Raw genomic sequence first — 19,734 nt, 5'->3', positions numbered from 1 at the left:
CTCACGCGGTCAGGTCGGCGGTGGTGCGTTCGGCCTCGCGGCGGGCGGACAGCTTCGCCGGGTCGGCGTTCGTCACCTGGACCAGGTGCGCACTGGCGGCGAGCGGGACGAGCAGGCCGTCGAGCACGCCGTCCGGCACCGTCCAGTCCATCGTGGACAAAACTCGGTCTGACGCGGTCAGGCCGAGTTTTGCCGCGCGTGCGGTGGCTTCCGCCCACACTTCGTCCACTGTGGAGGAACCGAGTGCGGGAGTGTCGCCTGGCGTCGGCTGCATCGGGAAGAACTGGTCGCCGGACATCCGGGCCTCGCTGAGGTAGTCGAGCGCTCCGCCGGACGGCGGGGTCGACAGGCCGCGGCCCATCGGGTCGAGCGACACGACCGCGACGGCCGGTGCGTCGATCTCCTCGTCCGGGGTGGTGAAAACGACCCGCGCGCCCTCGGGCTCCGCGACCACGCGGGCTCCGCACCACCACGCGCCGAGCAGCACGCCCGCGGTCTGCCAGTGCGCGGGCAGCCGCACCGCGACGGCGTCGCCCTGTTCCACGTCGAACTCGTCGACCAGCCAGTTCGCCGTTTTCGCGGCCCAGTTCTGCATCGTCGCCACGGACAGCTCGACCCGGCTGCCGACCCGGTCGTCGTAGTGCGTGATCAGCGGTTTCGCCGGCGAGGCAAGAAGCGGGCGCAGCAGCTGCTCGGTGAGGCTCATGTTCTCAGGCTAGTCGCGGCGTCAGTCGACGCAGGGCACGCCCGGGATTCCGGAGTCGAGGCTCTGCGACACCGCGCCGGCCGCCGCGCCGCCGCCCGCGGTGCCTCCTGTGCCACCGGTGCTGCTGCGTCCGGCCAGTCCCGCGACGAACTTCCGCACCGCGGCCGGGTCGACCTCGACGATGCTCTGCCCGTCCTCGCTGCGGCCGTTCGTGGTGATCACCGGAATCGTCGCGAAGGTCAGATCGCCGGACGCGACGCCCTTGACCTGCTGGGCGAATTCGAGCACGTCGAGGCTGTCGTCGAGGACGAACGACCGGTGCACCGCGTCCATCAGGCTGTTCAGCGTGCTCGGATTGGTGAGCGTGCCCGCGGACAGCACCTTGCGCATCGCCGAGGACAGGAACGCCTGCTGCCGTTTGATCCGGTCGAGGTCGCCGTTGGGCAGGTTCTTGCGCTGGCGCACGAAGGACAGCGCCTCGCCGCCGCTCACCGTCTGCACGCCGCGGCGGAAATTCGCCCCGGAGTCCTTGTCCGACGTCGCGTGGTTGAGGCACACCGGCACGCCGCCGACGGCCTCGGTGATCAGGTAGAACCCGAGCAGGTTGACCTCGGCGTAGTGGTCGATGCGCGCCTGGGTGAGGTCCTGCACGGTCTGGACCAGCGCCCGCCGCCCGGCGGCGTCCGAATCGCGGGCGATCTTCGCCTGGTCGTGCTCGCCCTGCGCGCGTTCCTCCTGCTCGGCGCGCGCCTTGGCGACGCCGTACGCGGAGTTGATCTTCGCCTTGCCTCGGCCCGGAATGTCGACCCAGCTGTCGCGCGGGATCGACACCGCGGACGCCTTGCCGCCGTTCTTCGGGATCCGCAGCAGGATGACGGTGTCGGTGTTGATGCCGGCTTTGTCCTCGGTGCGCAACGACTTCAGCATGCTCAGCGGCAGCGGGTTGCCCTGCTGGTCGGTGCGCGCGTCGCTGCCGACGAGCAGGATGTCGGTGCCGCCGTCGTCGGCGGGCGGGGCCGGGGGTTCGCCCGCGCGCGGGGTGAGGACGTCGGCGGTCGCGACGTTGTCCTGCAGTTTGTCCTTGGTGACGTACGCGTAGCCCGTGCCGCTCAGCGCGAGCAGGGAGACCAGGCCGATCGCCACGCGGCGGGTGATCCGGGCGGCCCGGCCCGGGCGGCGCTGCGGTTCCGGCGGCGGTGCCGGGTTCGACGGCTGGGGGAGTTCGACGCGCGGGTGCGGCGAGGGTTTCCACTCGGAAGTGGCCGCCGTCTCGGCTGCGGCGCCCTCGGTGACTGGCTTGGCGTCGTCGTCGGCCGCCGCCTCGGTGACCGGTTCGGTTTCTTCGGCGGCAGGCTCAGCGGCAGCGTGCTTCGGCTCCGGCGTTCCGTCGGATTCACGGTCCGAGGCGTCGGAAACCGCCGGACTGTCGGCGGAATCCGCCGTCCGGTCCGGTTTGTCCTGATTTTCGCTCACCCCGGCTACCTCCCCGCTCACCAGCGTACGGCCTGCGGCGCGCCGCCACGCTGGGTGCTCGACTCTAGTTGACGCAGGGAACATCGCCCGCCGTGATGAGCGGCGCGGGTGAGTTCGAGGAACTGGACGGAGGGGTCCCGGACGGCGAGGACGCGGGCGGTGCCGCAGGAGGAGCCGAGGACGTCGTGGCCGACGCGCCGGCGGTGTCGCGCGCGTCCTTGCCGAGGATCACCCGGACGTGCCCGGCGGCGACGTCGGCGTCCGGCTCGGCCTGTGCGGTGCTGCCGAGGGCTTGGCGGACCAGATCGGCGGCGGCCTCGTCCGACGGGTGGTAGCGCAGCACGGTCGTCGCCCGGGTGGACAGCTTCGTGCTGGCGCCGATCTGGAAACCCTTGCCCTGCAACAGGCTCTGCATCTGGTCGGCGGCACCCGAGCCGGAGCCGTCGAACAGTTCGACGGTGGTCTGCGCGGCTCCGGGCAACGGCGCGTTGCTGGAGGTCGGGGCGCTGCCGTCGGAGGTCAGCCGGTCGATCTCGGCGCGGACCTTCGCCGGGTCGACGCGCAGCACGTCAGCGCCGCCCATGACCGCGTTGCCCTCGGTGGGGATGGTGTGGAATTCGACGTTTCCGCCGGTCAGCCCGCGCATCTGGTCGACGAACTCGGACAGGTCCCATCCCGCGGACAGCACCACGGACTTCTTGACCGCGTCGATGAGCTGCGCGATCCGCACCGGGTTGGCCAGGACCTCGGACGAGAGCACCTTGCTCGCCAGTCCGGACAGGAACGCCTGCTGGCGCCCGATCCGGTCGAGGTCGCCGTTCTGCAGGCCGTAGCGCTGGCGGACGAACGCGAGCGCCTGGACGCCCTCGATGGTCTGCTTGCCCGCGGGCAGGTCGACACCCGACTTCTTTTCCTTCACCGGGTTCTTGAGGCACACCTGCACGCCGCCGATGGCCTTCGTGACCTCGTAGAAGCTGGCCAGGTTCACCTCGGCGTAGCGGTCGATCATGCCCGGTTTGCCGATGAACTTCTCGAGCGTCGCGACGAGGTTCTTGCGTCCGGCGAGCTTGGCTTTCTCGTCGACGTCCTTGAGGTCGGCGTTGCCCTTGGCCTGCAGTGTCTTGGCGGTGTCGTTGTAGGCGTAGACGTACGCGCTGTTCAGCTTGTGCTTGCCGAAGCCGCCGGTGATCTCGACGTAGGAGTCGCGCGGGAAGGAGATGGCGATCGCGTGCTCCCCGTTCTGCGGGATGTGCACGAGGATCATCGTGTCGGTCTGCTTTTCGCCGTCGGACTCGCCCGCGTGCAGCATGTCGAGCACCTCGCGGGGCAGCGGATTGCCCTGCGCGTCGGTGCGGCTGTCCTGGCCGACCAGGAGGATGTCGATCGCGCCGTCGAGCGGTTTCGCGTGCGGCTGCTGTTCGCCGAAAATCGCCGTGGTGGAGAAGCCGGACTGCGGGTCGCCGATGAACTGCCAGCCGTACCAGGTCACCGCGAGCACGACCACGGACACGACGGACAGCAGGATCTTCCCGCCTCGCCGCAGCACGACGACCACGCCGCGACCGCGGTGCACCGGCAGCGGTGTCCCCGGCCATTCGGCCACTGTTCCTCCCCAGGATGCTCGCGCTTTTCGCGCTTTGTCGAACTCTACCGACCCTTGAGTGAGCCACCCGTAGGCTGGTGGCGAGAATGCCCGGTCGGGCGGAAGGGTGGATGAGGATGCGGGTCCTGGTCACAGGCGGTGCCGGGTTCATCGGTTCGCACTACGTGCGGCAGGTGCTGTCGGGGGCGTATCCGACGCTGGCCGACGCCGAGGTCGTGGTGCTCGACAAGCTCACCTACGCGGGCAACGAGGCGAATCTCGCCCCGGTCGCCGACAGCCCGCGGCTGCGCTTCGTGCAAGGCGACATCTGCGACACCGCGCAGGTCACCGAGCTGATGAGCGGCGTCGGTCTGGTCGTGCACTTCGCCGCGGAGTCCCATGTGGACCGCTCGATCCTCGGCTCGGCGGACTTCGTGCTCACCAACGTGCTCGGCACGCAGACGTTGCTGCAGGCCGCGCTGGAGGCGCAGGTCGGGAAGTTCGTGCACGTCTCGACGGACGAGGTGTACGGGTCCATCCAGGACGGTTCGTGGTCGGAAGAGCACGTACTGGAGCCGAATTCGCCGTACTCCGCCTCGAAGGCCTCGTCGGATCTGATCGCCCGCTCGTACTTCCGGACGCACGGATTGCCGGTGTGCGTCACGCGGTGCTCGAACAACTACGGCCCGTACCAGTTCCCGGAAAAGGTCATCCCGCTCTTCGCGACGAACCTGCTGGACGGCAAGAAGGTCCCGCTGTACGGCGATGGTCTGAACATCCGGGACTGGCTGCACGTGGACGACCATTGCCACGGAATCCAGCTGGTCGCCGACGGCGGCCGTCCCGGCGAGATCTACAACATCGGCGGCGGCACCGAACTGACCAACCGGGAACTGACCGAACGCCTGCTCGACGCGGTCGGCGTCGGCTGGGAAATGGTCGAACCAGTGGCCGACCGCAAGGGTCACGACCGGCGGTACTCGGTCGACATCGCGAAGATCAGCGCCGAACTCGGTTACGCTCCGCGGGTGTCGTTCGAGGACGGTTTGGCGGAGACGGTGCGCTGGTATGCCGACAACCGCGCGTGGTGGGAGCCGCTGAAGGCCCGCGCCGCGCTCGGCACGTCCTGAAACCCTTTTCGCAGTAGGAGGTACGCCGGTGCGGCTGGCAGTGCTCGTGCCCGGCGGTTCTGGTCAGCTGGGCCGGGACCTGGTGAATACCGCGGGCCCGGAAACGGAGGTGATCGCGCCTTCGTCGGCGGAGCTGGATGTCACGGCTACCGGCCAGGTGATCGCCGCGGTCGGCGAGCTGGCCGAACGGGCCGCGGCTGCTGGTGCGGTGCCGGTGGTGATCAACGCCGCGGCTTATACGGCGGTCGATGCCGCGGAGTCGGATGAGGCCCGGGCGTTCGCGGTGAATGTTGACGGACCTCGGGTGTTGGCCGCGGCTTGCACTTCGCGGCGGGTGCCGTTGATTCACATCTCTACGGATTATGTTTTTCCGGGGGACGGGGATCGGCCTTATGCGGTTGATGATGCTTTGGGGCCGCGGAATGCCTACGGGCGGACTAAGGCTGCCGGGGAGGATGCGGTACTCGGGTCGGGGGCGTCGGCCTGGGTGGTGCGGACTAGTTGGGTCTATGGGAAGACCGGGGCGAATTTCGTAGAGACGATCCGGCGGTTGGAGTCGGAGCGGGATCAGTTGTCTGTGGTGGACGATCAGGTGGGCGCGCCTACCTGGTCGGCTGATTTGGCTCGCGGCCTGTGGGAGCTGGCCGAGGCGGTCGCTTCCGGCCGGGGGCCTGCCGGGAAGGTCCTGCATTGCACCGGCGGCGGCGAGACTTCCTGGTACGGGTTCGCGCGGGCGATCTTCGAGGAGATCGGAGCGGATCCTGAACGGGTCAAGCCCTGCACTACCGAAGAATTCCCTCGACCAGCTCCCCGCCCGGCGTACTCCCTGCTGTCCAACGCCTCCTGGCAAGACGCGGGCCTGACTCCGCTGCGAAACTGGCGGGAAGCGCTGCACGCCTACGTCACGGCCTCGTGAGCGGCGATCCCGGTTCTAACCGGGATCGGCACTCACGAGGGTCAGCGCGCTACGGCCTGGCGGTAGGCGTCGAGAGTCCGCAGTGCGGTGTTGTGCCAGGTGAAGCTTGCTGCGTGGGTTCTGCGGGCGGTGGAGGTGGCCAGGCCGTGCGGGTCTGTCACGGCTTGCCTTAAGGCTTCTGCGAGGCCGTCCACGTCGTCGTAGGGAACCAGGGTCGCGCAGTCGCCCGCTACCTCGCGCAGGGCTGGGATGTCGGTGCACACGACGGGAACATCCGAGGCCATTGCTTCCAGGACGGGGAGGCCGAAGCCCTCGTCCCGTGAAGGGAGAACCAGGGCGGCCGCGCCGGCCACCACCGTGCGAAGGTCCACATCGGACAGATAACCGGTCTGTCCGGACCGTGGCAGCCTCGGAAACGGGCCGGGGCCGGCGAAAACGAGCGGCGGCAGGTCTGGAGCGGCGGCATGGGCAGCGGCCAGCCAGTCCAGGCCCTTGCGCGGACCGGCGGCACCGGCGAACAGCAGGTACTTCTCCGGCAAGCGGAGTTTCGCCCGCACTCCGTCATCGGGCGGCCGGGCGGTGAACCAGGCTGGGTTCACTCCGAGCGGGGTGGCGATGATTTTGGCTCGGTCGACGTCCAGCTTTTCCGCGACGGAATCCGCGACCGCCTCGGTGGGGGTGCAGATGACATTCGCCCGATGCGCGCCACGTCGGACCAATTCCGGGAGAGTCCGGTCGGAGTGCGCCAATTCCTGGGGGGCGTCGATGAAAGCCAGATCGTGAATCGTCAGGACTCCGGCGGCGCGGAGGCGGCCGGGGAGGACGAAGTTCGTGCCGTGCACGACGTCGGTCGGCCCGGCGAAAAGTTCGACCGGCGGCAACTGGGTGCGTAGCCAGGTGGCGCGGAGAAGCCTTGCGGAGACTGGCATTCCCCGTGCTTGAACGCCGTGGGGCAAGACATGCCGCAGTTTCCGCCAGCCTCGCAGGGTGAAGGCGACGGCGCGAAGGTCCACTTCGGACATGGAAGCGAGTTCTTCGCTCAACGCGGCGGTGTACCGGCCGATGCCCGTCCGGGAACCGAGCAGAGGGGTGCCGTCTAGCAGGACGCGCAGCGGACGGTCAGCCACGGCGCAACCGCTCCCGCGCTACCTTCGTGACCCGTCCGGCTGCTCGCTTCGCCAGCTCGCCTGGGCCGCCAGCGGCGAGATATTCCCGTACCAGAGCCAAATCGCGCCGTACCATCGCGGTGCCGCGTACGGGGTCGCTGACGGTGAGGTCGGCGCCACCGGGCAACCGGTCCGCGGCGGGGCGTGGGTTGCGGCAGAACTCCACTAGCGGCTTCAGCGCCTCCGGCCAGGCGTACCGCTGCGCGACCACGCGGATTCGTTCGACGCAGGCGTCGGCGAATTCCCGGTCGTACAAGGACTTTTCCAGCGCGTCTGCCAGCGCGCCCGCGTCTTCGGCGGGGACGACGACGCCCAGGCCTTCCGCCCGGACGAGGTCGGCGAACGCGTCCCCGTCGGTCGTCACGATCGGCAAGCCGGCCCACAGGTAGTCGAGAACCCGGGTGCGGAAAGCGAAAGTCGTCTCGACGTGTTCGTAGTGCGTGGTGACACCGCAATCGGCGTCGAGAAGCCAGTTCTGCCGGTCCGAATAGGGGACCCATTGTTCGTTGAAGAAGACGTTCTTGTCCGTGAGGCCCAGCGAATCCGCCAACCGAACAGTCCGGGCGCCGATGTCCATTTCGGCGACCTCGGGGTTCGGGTGCTTCATGCCGAGGAACACCAGACGGGCGTCGTCGCGGCGGTGGCGCAGGAGGTCGAAGGCGCGGATCAGGGTCAGCGGGTCGAACCAGCTGTAGACACCGCCTGCCCACAGGACGACACGGTCGGATTCGCCGATGCCCAGAGCGGAACGCAGGCCGGGGCCGGTGCGCGCCGGGGCCTGCGGGGAGAGGCCGAACGGGACGACGGCGAGCAGCGACTGGGTGGTCGGGTCGGCGTCGTAGAGGCGCGGGGACAGGCGGCCGAGCGCGGCGAGGTGGCCCAGCCAGAAATGGCGCTGGCGTTCGGAGGCACAGAGGAAGAAGTCGGCGCGTTCGAGCTGGGCGTCGAGGACGCGGGTGACGCCGGCCAGGTCGAGCGCGCGCTGGTCGTCGGGGGCGTCCTTGCCCTGTTCCAGCAGCTCCAGGTGCATCGGGTCGTACACATCGGCGACCACGATCTTGTGCTCGTGCTGCTTCTTCAGCGACGGCGCCAGCTCCAGCACGTGCCCCTGAAGGATCACGACGTCCGCCCATTCGATCGGGCCGTCGAGGTCGCGGTGTTTGCCCGAGCTGACCTGGAAGGCCGCGGGCGGGGGCGAGACCAGCGGGTTCGTGGTCATGAGGTGTACGTCGTGCTCGGCGGACAGCGTCGAGGCGATGTTCCACGCCCGGATCGCCGGGCCCGCCATCCGCTCGGTGATCGAATCGCCGGTCAGGACGAGGATCTTGCGGCGCTGGCCGAACACGTCCTTGATGCCGAACGCTTCGACGAGGATTTCGTGTGCGCGGAGGTAATCCGGCAGCGGGTACGCGGGCTCAAGTGCCTTGCGCAGCAACGGAAGCAGGTCGGCGTCGGTACGTACGCGCGCGGCTTGCTCGACTGCGCGGGATTCAGCCAGTGCCGGCATCATCTCGACGAATCGGTCCACCGCCAGCACTCCGGCGAGCGTGGTGCGCGGGACCGGGACTTCCGAGGTGTCGACGGGGCCGACGCCCTTCTCCAGGTCCAGCTGATCCGGGTCGATGCCGCCGCGTGCGGTCGCCCGGCGGACGGCCAGTGCGAGGGCCGCGGGGAGGGCGCGGGCCAGGGATTCGTCGGAGAGGTTCTTGTACAGCGCGGCCAGTGCGTTGCGTTCCAGCAGGAAGGTCTCGCGGCCGGTGTCGGGCGCGTCGACGGCGGCCATGGTGCCGTGGTGGCGGTGGTAGGTGAGCGATTCCGGCACGTAGCGCACGCGCCAGCCGCGCAGGTTGAGCCGCCAGCCGAGGTCGACGTCCTCGTAGAACATGAAGAAGCGCTCGTCGAAACCGCCGAGTTCGGCGAACACTGACGCGCGCACGAACAGCGCGGAGCCGGTGCCGAAGAGGACGTCCTTGGCGACGTCGTGCTCAGCCTCGGGCACATCCGCGAGCGGGCTGCCGGCGTGGCGCTTGTAGCCCATGCCGAACCAAGTCAGACCCGCGTCCACGAAGTCGGTGCCGGTGCCCTCCCAGTCGACGACCTTGCTCGCCACCGCGGCGACGGTCGGCTGTGCGCGCAGTTCGGCGACAGCCGCGGAGACCCACGCCGGAGCGGGGCGGGCGTCGTTGTTGAGAAAGCCGAGGACGGTGCCGTTCGCGTGCTGCGCGCCGAGGTTGCAGCCGCCCGCGAACCCGGTGTTGACCGGCGATTCGATGAGCTGCACGTCGGGCGCCGCGGCGCGGATGCGGGCCGCGTCGTCGCCGCCGGAAGCGTTGTCGACGCAGATCAGCTCGACATTCGCGTAATCCAGGTCGGTCCGCAGCGCCCGCAGGCAGGTGATGGTGTCGTCGGCGCCGCGGTAATTCACCACGATCACCGAGACGAGCGGTTGCGGGTCCCCCACTGCCAAGACGAGCTCCTCCGTCGAATTTCCGCCCAGCTTAAAGGCCAGCCCAGGCATCCCAGATCGCGCCTCGGCCCAGCGCCGAGATCCGGCTCACGCGACCGCGTTCCCGCAGCGTGCGGGGGAGCCGGAGGACGACCTCCGCCAGCACCCGCGTACGCAGCGCGGGGTCGAAGTTCGCCGCGTCGGGACGGTGCCGGCGCAGCGGAAGCAACGCGGTGATCGCGGCGAAGCGGGCCAGTTCGCGAATCGCTGCTTTCGCAGGTGCGCAGCGCAGCAGCATGAGCAGGCGGTTGCGTTCGTTCCAGCGGTGAAATTGCGGTGAACCGGGGTTCGTGCTGGCTCCGTGCAGGTGCTGGACCCGCGCTTTGGGCGCGGCGGCGACGTGCCATCCGGCCAGCCGCAGCCGCCACGCGGTGTCGGTGTCCTCGTAGTAACAGAAGAAGCTCGCCGGGACGCCGCCGACCGCGCGCACGGCGTCCGTGCGCAGCAGCGCGGCACCGCCGCAGAAGCCGAAGACCTCGTCGCTGGGTTCGGTGAGGTCGGCGCCGTGGCCGTCGGCGGTGAGCCGGACGCCGGTCGACTGGGTGCTGCCGTCGGGCAGTTCGAGCCGCGAGGTGACGGCGGCGGCCAGCGGCTGGCTGTCGAGGGCGTCTTCGAGGTTGGCGAGCCAGTCCGGTTCGGGGGCGGCGTCGTCGTTGAGCCAGGCGACACGCGGGGTGCGGACGCGGTCGAGCGCGTGGGCCATCGCACCGGCGTAACCGGTGTTGCGACGCAGCCGGAGGACCTCCGGACGGCTGGGATGCGCGGCCAGAATCGTTGCGGTGCCGTCGGTTGAGGCGTTGTCCACCACGAGTGTCCGATGTGGACGGTCTTGGGCGGCGAGCGCGTCGAGGCACGCGGCGAGGTGGTCCGCCCCACGCCAGGTCACCACGACGACGGTGGTGCCGGATTCCGCGCTGGTCACCTGGGAGACAATAGCGGCGTGCCCGAACTGGTCGTGATCGCCGAGCAACTGCTCGCCCCCGTTCCGGGTGGCACCGGCCGGTACACCGCCGAACTGCTGCCCGCGCTCGCCCGCACCGCGCCGCCCGGCTGGACCGTGTCCAGCGTGGTCGCGCGGCACGCGGACGTCTCCGCGGCGCGGATCGAAGGGGTCGAGGGGCCGCGCGTGCTGCCGTTGCCGCCGAGGGCGCTGGTCGCGCTGTGGCAACTGGGCCTGCGCTGGTGGCCGGGCGGTGACGCGGTGCACGCGCCGACCCCGTTCGCGCCGCCCCGCGCCCCGGCTGGGCGAACACTGACCGTCACGGTGCATGACACCGTGCCGTGGACGCATCCGGAGACCCTGACCGCCCGCGGCGTCAGCTGGCACCGGTCGATGATCGCGAGGGCGGCGCGGCGGTCGTCCGGGCTGATCGTGCCGACCCGAGCGGTCGCCGACGAGCTGGCGGTGCTGCTGGACGTGGACGTCCCGGTGCGGGTCGTGCCGCACGGCGTGACCGTGCCCGAGGGGTCCGCGAAGCTGGATCTGCCGTCGCGGTACGTGCTGGCGGTCGGGACGATCGAACCGCGCAAGGGCATGGACGTGCTGGTCGACGCGGTGGCGCAGCTCGACGGCACGGACGAGGTCGGCGACGTCGGCCTGGTGCTCGCCGGCCAGCCCGGCTGGGGCGGCATCGACCCGGTGCGGCTGGCGGCCGACCGCGGCCTGAAATCGGTGCGGGTCCTGGGCAAGGTGACCGATGCCCAGCTGGCGACCGCGATGCGCGGCGCGAGCGTGCTGGCGATGCCGAGCCTCGCCGAAGGCTTCGGACTGCCGCTGCTGGAAGCGATGGCGATCGGGGTGCCGGTGGTGCACACGGACGTCCCGGCCCTGGTAGAGGTCTCCGGCGGGGCGGGGGTGGTGGTGCCGCGCGGGGATGCGGACGCGCTGGCTTGGGCGCTCAAAGAGGTGCTGCTGTCGCCGGACAAGGCCGCGGAGTTGTCGAAGCTGGGGCGTGAGCGGGCTCGGACGTTTACCTGGCGGGCGGCGGCTGAGGCGGTTTGGGCCGCGCATCGGCGGTCTGGCTGACGGGTCCGGCTGGCAGCTGCGGCGCCGGTCTGGCGGGCTGGGCGTCGGCGGTCGAGCGCCGGTCCGGGCTGCGATCGGGGTGACACGGTCGGGTGAACCCAGACGGGTGAGCGCAGGTGGGCGAGGGTGGTGGCGCCCGGAGTCGGCGGCAGTTTGCCGGTTCCTGACCTGTGCGGTGGGTGATCGCCGTACGCTGCACTCGTGACCGGTGATCCCCGTGTGCTGATCGACGCGACCGCGGTGCCCGCGGATCGGGGCGGGGTCGGCCGATACGTGGACTCGCTCGTCGGCGCGCTCGACCAGGACGGGGCCCGGCTGACGGTGGTCTGCCAGCCGCGTGACCTGCCGCTTTACAGTCAGCTCGCGCCCAGTTCCCGGATCGTCGCCGCATCGCCCGCGACCTCGACCCGCACCGCCCGGCTGACCTGGGAGCAAGCCACCTTGCCCCGGCTCGTGCGCCGGCTCGCCGCCGACGTCGTGCACTCCCCGCACTACACGATGCCGCTCGCCAGCGGGGCCGCTTCGGTGGTCACGCTGCACGACGCGACGTTCTTCACCGACGCGGTCCTGCACTCGTCGGTCAAGGCCCGGTTCTTCCGCGCGTGGACCGCCACCGCGCTGCGGCGGGCGACACTCTGCGTAGTTCCCAGTCACGCGACAGCGGTAGAGTTGGCCCGGGTGAGCCCGGTGCGGCACGCGGAGTTGGAGATCATCCATCACGGCGTCGACAGCGAACGCTTCCATCCGCCGTCCCCGGAGGAGATCGCGGCGGCGCGGAATGCGGTCGGGCTCGGCTCGACGCCGTATATCGCGTTCCTCGGGGCGCTTGAGCCGCGGAAGAACGTGCCCGCGCTGATCCGCGGTTATGCCCGCGCGGTCGCTGGGCAGCGGGACGCGCCGGCGCTCGTGCTCGCTGGGCAGCCTGGCTGGGACACCCAGGTGGAGCGCGCGCTGGACGCGGTGCCGCACCGGCTTCGGGTGATTCGCGCGGGGTATCTGCCGTTCGGGACGCTCGCCGGGTTCTTGGGCGGCGCCGAACTCGTGGCATACCCGAGCCTCGGCGAAGGCTTCGGGCTGCCAGTGCTCGAGGCGATGGCCTGCGGTGCCGCGGTACTGACCACGCGCCGCCTCTCCCTGCCGGAAGTCGGCGGCGACGCGGTCGCGTACTGCGGTGTCGGCGCGGGCGATGTCGCCGCGGCGTTGACGGAATTGCTCGCCGATCCGTCGCGTCGCTCAGTTTTGGCTTCCGCGGCGCAGCGGCGCGCCAAGGAATTCTCGTGGACGACAACGGCGGATCGGCACCGCGAGGCTTACGGAAAAGCCTGGCATCAGCATTTGCGCAACCGCTAACGGAGGCCGTAAAGGGTTTCCGCGTTGGCGTGCGCGATCTTTTCCCGGTCTTCCTCGTTGGGCAATTTCTCCAGGAATTCCGTGATGGCCGCGGCCTGGACCTGATGGAACGGGTAATCACCGGACAGCAGGATCCGATCGGTGGTAGTGTATTCGAGCGCGTTGCGCAGCATTCGCGGGACGAGCATTCCGCTGGTCGCCAGGTGAATGTTCGTGCGGAAATACTCGGAGACGCGACGTTCGAGATGCGTGGCCGTGTGCGACAGGCTGTCGATCCGGTCCAGTGCGAAGAGGACGACCTCGCCCCAGTGGCCCAGGACGACCTGCAGTCCGGGGTGGCGGTCGAACGTTCCGCGCAGGATCAGCCGGATGACGGCGAGCCCGGCCTCGTAGTGCCAGCCGAGGCCGTACGTGGCCAGCCCGAGATCGAGCTCGGGACTGAAACCGCGGTAGGAAGCCTGGCGGACGGATTCCACCGGGATCTGCGGGTGGACGAAGACCGGCCGGCCGAGCGCGGCGGCCGCGCCGAGCAGTTCGTCGTACGCGGGATCGTCGAGCGGACGGTCGCCGCTGCGGCCATAGGACATGACCCCGACGTGCGCCGGATCCTTCGCGGTCCGTTGCAGTTCGGCGAGCGCCGCGTCCGGATCGGACATCGGCAGGGTTGTCATGGCGCGGAAGCGGTCGGGGTGCTTCGCGACCGCCTCGCTGACCAGGTCGTTCGCCTCGCGGCTCAGTTCGATGCCTTGCGGGACCGGGCATCCGTGCGTTCCCGGCGGCGCGATCGAGAGGATCTGGACGTCGATGCCCGCCTCGTCCATCCACGCGACGCGCTGGTCGCCGATGTCGAGCAGCCGCTCGGGAAGATCGCCCCGGTCGTTGTGCGCGATGCTCGGGTCGCCGGATTCGGTGCGCAGCATCCGGTCGATGCCGGGGGTGGTCCAGTGCTCCTCGATGGCGACGGTTTTCATCGGCCCCCTCTTTACGGCTGGTGGTTTCGAGATTACCAGCGTCGGTTAACGGGACTGGGACGTTTGCGGACGTGATGGGCGACCGCGACCGCTACTCCGCTCGCGACGAAGAATGCGGTGACCGCCGGATTCATGGATTTGGACAAACTCGGCGCGCTTTCCGGACTTAACGCCCACAGTGCGAGCACTCCGAGATAGACGGCGGCCAGTCCGGCGGACCACCAGCGCAGCGCGCGCGGCTGGGAATCGCGCAGGCTGGAGATGAGAAGCGCGATCAGCGGAATGCCGGAGAGCAATGCGAACTGTCCGAGGACGAGAGCCGGGACGGACCAGGCAGTGATCAGGATGGGCAGCGAGGCGCGGGACGCGGTCATGACGATTCTCCTTCTCCGAGGTGTGTTCAGCAGCGAGCTTCGGCGGCGGTCTTCAGATCGGCGAGCCAGAGGTCCAGGCCCGGGGCCAGGTATTTGATCGCGGTGGCCGGGTCGGCCTCGATCTGCTGACCGGTCCAGCTTTCTTCGGTGCGGACGACGACCCCGCCGCGCACCGGGACGAAGTTCCACACGTGCGTTCCCTTGTCGATCCGCAGGCCGTTGCCGATCGCCGGGCCGGACCACCGGACGCACTGGCCGGGTTTGACCTGGTGGACGGTCGACGTGATGACCAGCGTGGTGGCCGGCGTCGAGGGGGTGGCCGGAGCGGGCGTGGTCCAGCGGAACTGCGAACCGGGGTGCAGGCGACCGGGGTCGAGGCGCTGCACGCTTGTGACCGGCTTTTGCCAGCGCGGCCAGCTTTCGACGTTGGTGTGCAGCCGCCACACAGTGCTCAGCGGAGCCTTGATGAAGGTCTCCGCGCGGTGGTGGAGCCGCGCGGCCGGGTTGATGCCTTTTCCTTGGCAGGTCAGGGAACCCGGGTGCGTGGTGGCGGCTTGGGCGGGCGCGGCGCCGAGCAGTCCGGCGGCGACCGGAAGGGCCAGCAGTGCGGCGCGCAGCCGCGGCTTGATGTTCGGCATTAGTGAACTCCATTAGTGATAGTTAATAGGCTTAACTCTGGCGAAGACCGTACAAGCTCCCGACTGTGAACGTCAATAGCGGAAGTGAAGGGGCTTAACTACACTGGGCGGAGAGGAACGAAGGGGAACGGCCGATGACCGAACAGGCACCGCGGGAGCGCTACCGCGAGCAGGTGCGCGAGGAGATCAAGCAGCACGCTCGGCAGCAGATCGCCGAGGCGGGGCTGCCCGCGCTGTCGCTGACCGCGATCGCCAAGCAGATGAGCATGACCGTGCCCGCGCTGTACCGGTACTACCGCGGCCGGGACGAGCTGATCACCGCGCTGATCCGGGACGCGTTCCGGAGTCTCGCCGACACCGTCCGGGCAGCGGCGGATTCCGGGGCGGACCTGCTGGCACTGGCGCACGTCATCCGGGACTGGGCCAAGGCCGATCCGCAGCGCTACTTCCTCATCTACGGCACGCCGGTGCCCGGCTACCATGCGCTGCCGGACACGACGGCGATCTCCAACGAGGTCATGGAAGTCCTGATCGAGGCGAACGCGGCACTGGGCGAACCGGAGCCGGCGACGACGTTCCACGTGCACCTGGAAACCCATCGCGAGTGGGTGGACAGCGACACCGTCGGCACCGGCGCGGTGCGGCGCGCGCTGTCCTTCTGGACCCGCCTGCACGGGGTCCTGTCGCTTGAACTCGCCGGCCACTTCACCGGGATGAAGTTCGACCCGGCGCTGCTGATCGACGACGAGTTGGCAGAGCTGAAAGCGTAAGCGGAAGTGACTGCGGGTGACCGGGTCGGTGGGCTGACGTAGCCGTCGGTGAGCAGTGGACAATGGCGCGGTGACTGAGCAGCGCACGTATGGTGACCGCGTCGGCGTCGTGACCGTGACCTACTTCCCGGGCGAAACACTCGAGAAGTTCCTCGACACGCTCGACAAGGCGACTGACCGCGACGTGCACGTCGTCGTCGCCGACAACGCGTCCACCGACGGCGCTCCGGAGAAGGCCGCCGAACGCGAGAACGTGACGCTGGTCAGCATCGGCGAGAACGTCGGCTACGGAACGGCCGCCAACCGCGGTGTCGCGGCGCTCGACGACAGCTACGGCTGGGTTGTCGTGGTCAACCCGGACCTCGAATGGGAGCCGGGCTCGCTCGACGCGCTGATCGAGGTCGCCGGGCGCTGGCCGCGAGGGGCCGCGTTCGGGCCGCTGATCCACGACCTCGACGGCACCGTCTACCCGTCCGCGCGGCTGCTGCCGTCGTTCGGGCGCGGGATCGGGCACGCCGTCTTCGGCAAGATCTGGCCGAGCAACCCGTGGACCCGCGAATACCGCCAGGAAAACGCCGCGCCGACCGAGCGCACGTCCGGCTGGCTGTCCGGCTCCTGCCAGCTCTTCCGGCGCGAGGCGTTCGACTCCGTCGGCGGCTTCGACACCCGCTACTTCATGTACTTCGAGGATGTCGACCTCGGCGACCGGCTCGCGAAGGCGGGCTGGCAGAACGTCTACGCCCCGTCGTCGAGCGTGATGCACATCGGCGGCCACTCGACGGCGCGCGCCTCGGCGAAGATGCTGCGCGCACACCACGCGAGCGCCTACCGCTACCTCGCCGACCGGCACCAGGGGCTGCTGTGGAAGCCGGTGCTGGCCGCGGTGAAGCTCGGGCTGGCGCTGCGGGTGAAGCTGGAGACGCGCAAGGGCTGAGCAGTCCGCGATGCCGGGACTCGTGCCCGGTGCCGCCCGTGCCCGTAGGTGCGTGCGGGAAACCCGGTCTCCGGGCAACAGCGGCGGCGGTCCGCAAAGGACGGGAGGGCACCCGCTGTGCCTTCGCGGACGTCCGGATGCTCAGCCGCCGCAACACTTTGCGGTCGTAAAGATCGCTCGCGGGAGACGCGGCCTCCCGCACGGGAAGTCTCCCTGGGCAATCCGGGCAACCCGGGCCGAGGCAGACCCCGCGAGGATCACAGCCCGTCGAGCCGCCGGGACAGATTGGACCGTCCGCTGTTCTGCTTGATCGTCGGGACCAGGCCGGTCATTTCCTCTTCGGCCGGTTCCTTCAGCGGGCTCGCCACCGGCTTCGCCTGCGGGCGCGGGACCAGCGGCGTCGTCGTCTGCGGACCGGCCGGGCTCGGCACCGTCGGCTGCGGCGCGGTGTTCTGCTGCGCACCAGGGATTTCGAGCGGCCGCGTCGGCGTCGGCTGGGCCAGCGGATGCGGCGACGGCTGCGTTCGCGTGCCGCTGGCCAGCGGATGATCGTTCTCTTCGATCAGCGACGCGGGCAGTTGCGTCGTCGTGTCGGGGTCCAGCCCGGAGACCACCGAGGCGGAGATCTGCTGGGTGCTGGAGGAATCCATCGGAGACGTCATGTTGTCCGGCGTCACCACGAAGGCGCCGCGGGATCGTGCGCGTGCGAGCAAAGCGTCCGCGCGATCGCGGGGGTCCATTCCCCTCGGCCTCCCGACTGACCCGGGGCCTCTAGGGAAAGGCCCGCCTGTTTCCTGTCTAGGGTAGGCCCTCGGGGCCCGCGCCGCCCACGTTTCCCGCGGCTTGTCGCTCAGCGGTGCGTGATACAAAGGAGATTTCTGTGACGTCCGAGGTCGAGGTCGACGCCGTCGTACTGGTCGGCGGCCAGGGCACGCGGCTGCGCCCGCTCACGCTGTCCGCGCCGAAGCCGATGCTGCCGACGGCGGGAACGCCCTACCTGAGCCACCTGTTCTCCCGCATCCGCGCGGCCGGGATCCGGCATGTGGTGCTCGGCACGTCGTATCGGGCCGAGGTGTTCGAGGAGTACTTCGGCGACGGGTCCGCGCACGGCCTTGAGCTCGAGTACGTGGTGGAGGAGGAGCCGCTCGACACCGGCGGCGCCATCCGCAACGTCTACGACCGGCTGCGCGCCGACCACGCGATCGTCTTCAACGGCGACATTCTCTCCGGGGCCGACCTGCACGCCCAGCTGCGCACCCACCTCGACTCCGGCGCGGACGTGACGCTGCACCTTCAGCGCGTCCCCGACCCGAGCCGGTTCGGTTCGGTGCCGACCGATGGCGACGGGCGCGTCACCGCCTTCCTGGAGAAGACGCCGAACCCGCCGACGGATCAGATCAACGCCGGCTGCTACGTCTTCCGCCGTCCGGTGATCGAGACCATCCCGGCCGGGCGGCGGGTGTCGGTCGAACGCGAGACGTTCCCCGGGCTCCTCGAAAATGGCGCGCATCTGCATGGATTTGTCGATTCTTCGTACTGGCTCGACGTCGGCACCCCGGAAGCGTTCGTCCGCGGCAGTGCCGATCTGGTCCGCGGCGTCGCGCCCACCTCCGCGCTGGCCGGGCCGACCGGTGATTTTCTGGCGCTGGACGAGGCTTCCGTCTTCACTGGCGCGAAGCTCACCGACGGCACGACGATCGGTGCGCGGGCCGTCGTCGGCAAGGGTGCGACGGTCTCCGGCTCGGTTGTGTTCGACGACGCGGTGATCGGCCCGGACGCGATTGTGGAGAATTCGGTGCTGGGCCGCGGAGCACAGGTCGGCGAAGGCGCGGTGCTGCGCGGCGTGGTGCTCGGCGACGGCGCGTCCGTGGGGGCTGGCTGCGAACTGCTCGACGGCGTGCGGATCTGGCCCGGCGTCGCGGTGCCGGACGGCGGCATCCGGTTTTCGAGCGACGCGTGATGGAGTGGCGTCCGGGGTTTCCGGTGGACCTGGCACAGGTGCTGGGTCCGCTGAGCCGTGGGCGCGGGTCGCTGAACTTCCGGCGCGACCGCGGTGTCTGGTGGCTGGCCGCGAACACGCCCGGCGGCAAGGGAACGCTGGCGCTGCTGCACCGGCCGGACGGCGTCGTCGAGGCCGAAGCTTGGGGCGAGGGCGCGGACTTCCTGCTCGACGGCGTGCCCGCGCTGCTCGGCGCGGACGATGACGACACCGGATTCGTCGCGCACCACGACGTGATCGCCGCGGCCCGTCGCGACACGCCCGGCCTGCGGCTCGGCTCGACCGGCCGGGTGTGGGACGCGCTGGTGCTGGCGATCCTCGAACAGAAGGTGAGCGGCAAGGAAGCGATCCGGTCGTGGGCGGAGCTGTGCCGGTGGTTCGGCACGCGCGCCCCCGGGCCGGGACCGGACTTCCTGCGGGTGCCGCCGGATCCGGTCGCCATTCGGTCCATTGTGGACTGGAACTGGCACAAGATCGGCGTGGACGTGAAGCGCCGCACGGCGTTGATCGAGGCCGCCCGTGTCGCTCCGCGGCTGGAGGAAGCGGTGCGGCTGCGCGGGGCCGAGGGGCGGGCGTGGCTGCGCAAGGTGCGGGGCATCGGGGTGTGGACGGCGGCGGAGATCGCTCAGCGCGCGTGGGGCGATCCGGACGCGGTGAGCTTTGGCGACTACAACATTCCGGCGGTGGTCGGGCACACGCTGCTCGGGCGGGAGATCGACGACGAGGAGATGGCGCGGGTGCTCGCGCCCTACGCGCCGCAGCGGCAGCGGGCGATCCGGTATTTGGGTGCGGCCGGGGCTCGGCGGCCGAGGTTCGGGCCGCGGATTGAACTGCGGGATTACCGGGCGATGTGAATCAGCGCGGCGGGTACGGGTTCTGCGGACCCTGCGGCGGGTATTGCTGCTGCACACCCGGCTGCTGCGGGTACTGGCCCTGCGGTGAGTACTGCTGCTGCGGGACGTTCGGGTACTGCGGACCGGACGGCGGATAGCCGGGGTAGTTCTGCGCGGGATAGTCCTGCTGGCCCGGGTATCCCTGGCCGGGCAGTGGCGGGTAACCCTGCTGCGGCGGGAAGTAGCCCGGCGGAGGCCCTTGTTTCCGCTTGGCCGAAGCGCGCACCGCGACCACGATCGCGACCACCAGGAGCAGCAGGATGATGAGGTGCCAAGGCTGCACAGCCACGATGAAGGTCC

The 19,734-nt window shown here is 69.9% G+C and carries 19 protein-coding genes; 8 read left to right on the top strand and 11 right to left on the bottom strand.

The features are described 5' to 3' along the window. Position 1: 1 nt before the first annotated feature. The 3 genes from H4281_RS30950 to H4281_RS30940 form a co-directional block, all read right to left on the bottom strand. Positions 2-706: a TIGR03089 family protein gene (locus H4281_RS30950; protein ID WP_182894433.1), complete on the bottom strand. Its 705-nt coding sequence runs from the start codon at positions 704-706 to the stop codon at positions 2-4. Positions 707-727: 21 nt separating this feature from the next. Next, complete coding sequence (locus H4281_RS30945; protein WP_376771971.1) at positions 728-2,179, bottom strand: LCP family protein; 1,452 nt, start codon at positions 2,177-2,179, stop codon at positions 728-730. A gap of 64 nt (positions 2,180-2,243) precedes the next feature. Continuing rightward, positions 2,244-3,782 (bottom strand): LCP family protein, encoded by a 1,539-nt coding sequence (locus H4281_RS30940; RefSeq protein ID WP_182894431.1) that lies wholly within the window; start codon positions 3,780-3,782, stop codon positions 2,244-2,246. Positions 3,783-3,898: 116 nt separating this feature from the next. Between H4281_RS30940 and rfbB the strand changes: the two genes are divergently transcribed. Next, positions 3,899-4,891: a dTDP-glucose 4,6-dehydratase gene (rfbB, locus tag H4281_RS30935; protein ID WP_182894430.1), complete on the top strand. Its 993-nt coding sequence runs from the start codon at positions 3,899-3,901 to the stop codon at positions 4,889-4,891. 28 nt (positions 4,892-4,919) lie between these two features. Beyond that, entirely contained in the window at positions 4,920-5,807 is an 888-nt protein-coding gene (gene rfbD / locus H4281_RS30930) for a dTDP-4-dehydrorhamnose reductase (RefSeq protein ID WP_182894429.1), read from the top strand. A 41-nt stretch (positions 5,808-5,848) separates the two neighbouring features. Here the strand turns inward: rfbD and H4281_RS30925 are convergent, their stop codons facing one another. From H4281_RS30925 to H4281_RS30915, 3 genes are read right to left on the bottom strand one after another with little or no spacing between them, the layout of a single operon-like run. Then, the gene (locus tag H4281_RS30925) at positions 5,849-6,934 is read right to left on the bottom strand and encodes a glycosyltransferase family 4 protein (protein WP_182894428.1); all 1,086 of its coding nucleotides are present in this window, start codon (positions 6,932-6,934) and stop codon (positions 5,849-5,851) included. Beyond that, positions 6,927-9,440: a glycosyltransferase gene (locus tag H4281_RS30920; RefSeq protein ID WP_182894427.1), complete on the bottom strand. Its 2,514-nt coding sequence runs from the start codon at positions 9,438-9,440 to the stop codon at positions 6,927-6,929. Before H4281_RS30920 ends, H4281_RS30925 begins: the two co-directional genes overlap by 8 nt. A gap of 31 nt (positions 9,441-9,471) precedes the next feature. Continuing rightward, on the bottom strand, positions 9,472-10,401 hold the full coding sequence (locus H4281_RS30915; protein ID WP_182894426.1) for a glycosyltransferase family 2 protein: 930 nt from the start codon (positions 10,399-10,401) through the stop codon (positions 9,472-9,474). An 18-nt stretch (positions 10,402-10,419) separates the two neighbouring features. Between H4281_RS30915 and H4281_RS30910 the strand changes: the two genes are divergently transcribed. Both H4281_RS30910 and H4281_RS30905 read left to right on the top strand, forming a co-directional pair. Continuing rightward, a complete protein-coding gene (locus H4281_RS30910) occupies positions 10,420-11,505 on the top strand; it encodes a glycosyltransferase family 4 protein (RefSeq protein ID WP_182894425.1) in 1,086 nt (361 codons plus the stop codon). A 219-nt stretch (positions 11,506-11,724) separates the two neighbouring features. Next, positions 11,725-12,855: a glycosyltransferase family 4 protein gene (locus tag H4281_RS30905; protein WP_182894663.1), complete on the top strand. Its 1,131-nt coding sequence runs from the start codon at positions 11,725-11,727 to the stop codon at positions 12,853-12,855. Here H4281_RS30905 and H4281_RS30900 read toward each other — a convergent pair. Genes H4281_RS30900 through H4281_RS30890 form a run of 3 tightly spaced genes read right to left on the bottom strand, consistent with a single transcriptional unit; the run spans position 12,852 to position 14,838 of the window. Beyond that, the gene (locus H4281_RS30900; RefSeq protein ID WP_182894424.1) at positions 12,852-13,826 is read right to left on the bottom strand and encodes an amidohydrolase family protein; all 975 of its coding nucleotides are present in this window, start codon (positions 13,824-13,826) and stop codon (positions 12,852-12,854) included. The two genes, H4281_RS30905 and H4281_RS30900, sit on opposite strands and share 4 nt — an antisense overlap. A gap of 32 nt (positions 13,827-13,858) precedes the next feature. Beyond that, on the bottom strand, positions 13,859-14,200 hold the full coding sequence (locus tag H4281_RS30895; RefSeq protein ID WP_182894423.1) for a hypothetical protein: 342 nt from the start codon (positions 14,198-14,200) through the stop codon (positions 13,859-13,861). Between the two features lie 26 nt (positions 14,201-14,226). After that, on the bottom strand, positions 14,227-14,838 hold the full coding sequence (locus H4281_RS30890) for an SRPBCC family protein (RefSeq protein ID WP_182894422.1): 612 nt from the start codon (positions 14,836-14,838) through the stop codon (positions 14,227-14,229). 134 nt (positions 14,839-14,972) lie between these two features. Here H4281_RS30890 and H4281_RS30885 point away from each other — a divergent pair, with 134 nt between their 5' ends. Beyond that, positions 14,973-15,608, top strand: coding sequence for a TetR/AcrR family transcriptional regulator (locus H4281_RS30885; protein WP_182894421.1), 636 nt, complete (start codon positions 14,973-14,975; stop codon positions 15,606-15,608). Positions 15,609-15,678: 70 nt separating this feature from the next. Further along, on the top strand, positions 15,679-16,542 hold the full coding sequence (locus tag H4281_RS30880; RefSeq protein ID WP_182894420.1) for a glycosyltransferase family 2 protein: 864 nt from the start codon (positions 15,679-15,681) through the stop codon (positions 16,540-16,542). A gap of 257 nt (positions 16,543-16,799) precedes the next feature. On the opposite strand, the gene H4281_RS30875 is transcribed toward H4281_RS30880, so the two are convergent. After that, positions 16,800-17,282, bottom strand: a complete 483-nt coding sequence (locus H4281_RS30875; protein WP_182894419.1) for a hypothetical protein — start codon at positions 17,280-17,282, stop codon at positions 16,800-16,802. Between the two features lie 140 nt (positions 17,283-17,422). Here H4281_RS30875 and manB point away from each other — a divergent pair, with 140 nt between their 5' ends. Together manB and H4281_RS30865 are read left to right on the top strand one after the other, a co-directional pair. After that, positions 17,423-18,502: a mannose-1-phosphate guanylyltransferase gene (gene manB / locus H4281_RS30870; RefSeq protein WP_182894418.1), complete on the top strand. Its 1,080-nt coding sequence runs from the start codon at positions 17,423-17,425 to the stop codon at positions 18,500-18,502. Then, positions 18,502-19,395, top strand: coding sequence for a DNA-3-methyladenine glycosylase family protein (locus tag H4281_RS30865; RefSeq protein WP_182894417.1), 894 nt, complete (start codon positions 18,502-18,504; stop codon positions 19,393-19,395). Before manB ends, H4281_RS30865 begins: the two co-directional genes overlap by 1 nt. 1 nt (position 19,396) lies before the next feature. Here the strand turns inward: H4281_RS30865 and H4281_RS30860 are convergent, their stop codons facing one another. Next, positions 19,397-19,723, bottom strand: coding sequence for a hypothetical protein (locus H4281_RS30860; protein WP_182894416.1), 327 nt, complete (start codon positions 19,721-19,723; stop codon positions 19,397-19,399). Positions 19,724-19,734: the final 11 nt, after the last annotated feature.

The sequence above is a fragment of the Amycolatopsis dendrobii genome, from assembly GCF_014145675.1.
In the GTDB taxonomy this organism is placed as follows: domain Bacteria; phylum Actinomycetota; class Actinomycetes; order Mycobacteriales; family Pseudonocardiaceae; genus Amycolatopsis; species Amycolatopsis dendrobii.
The sequence above is the reverse complement of the archived record's forward strand: the minus strand, read 5'-3'. Positions and strand labels throughout refer to the sequence as shown.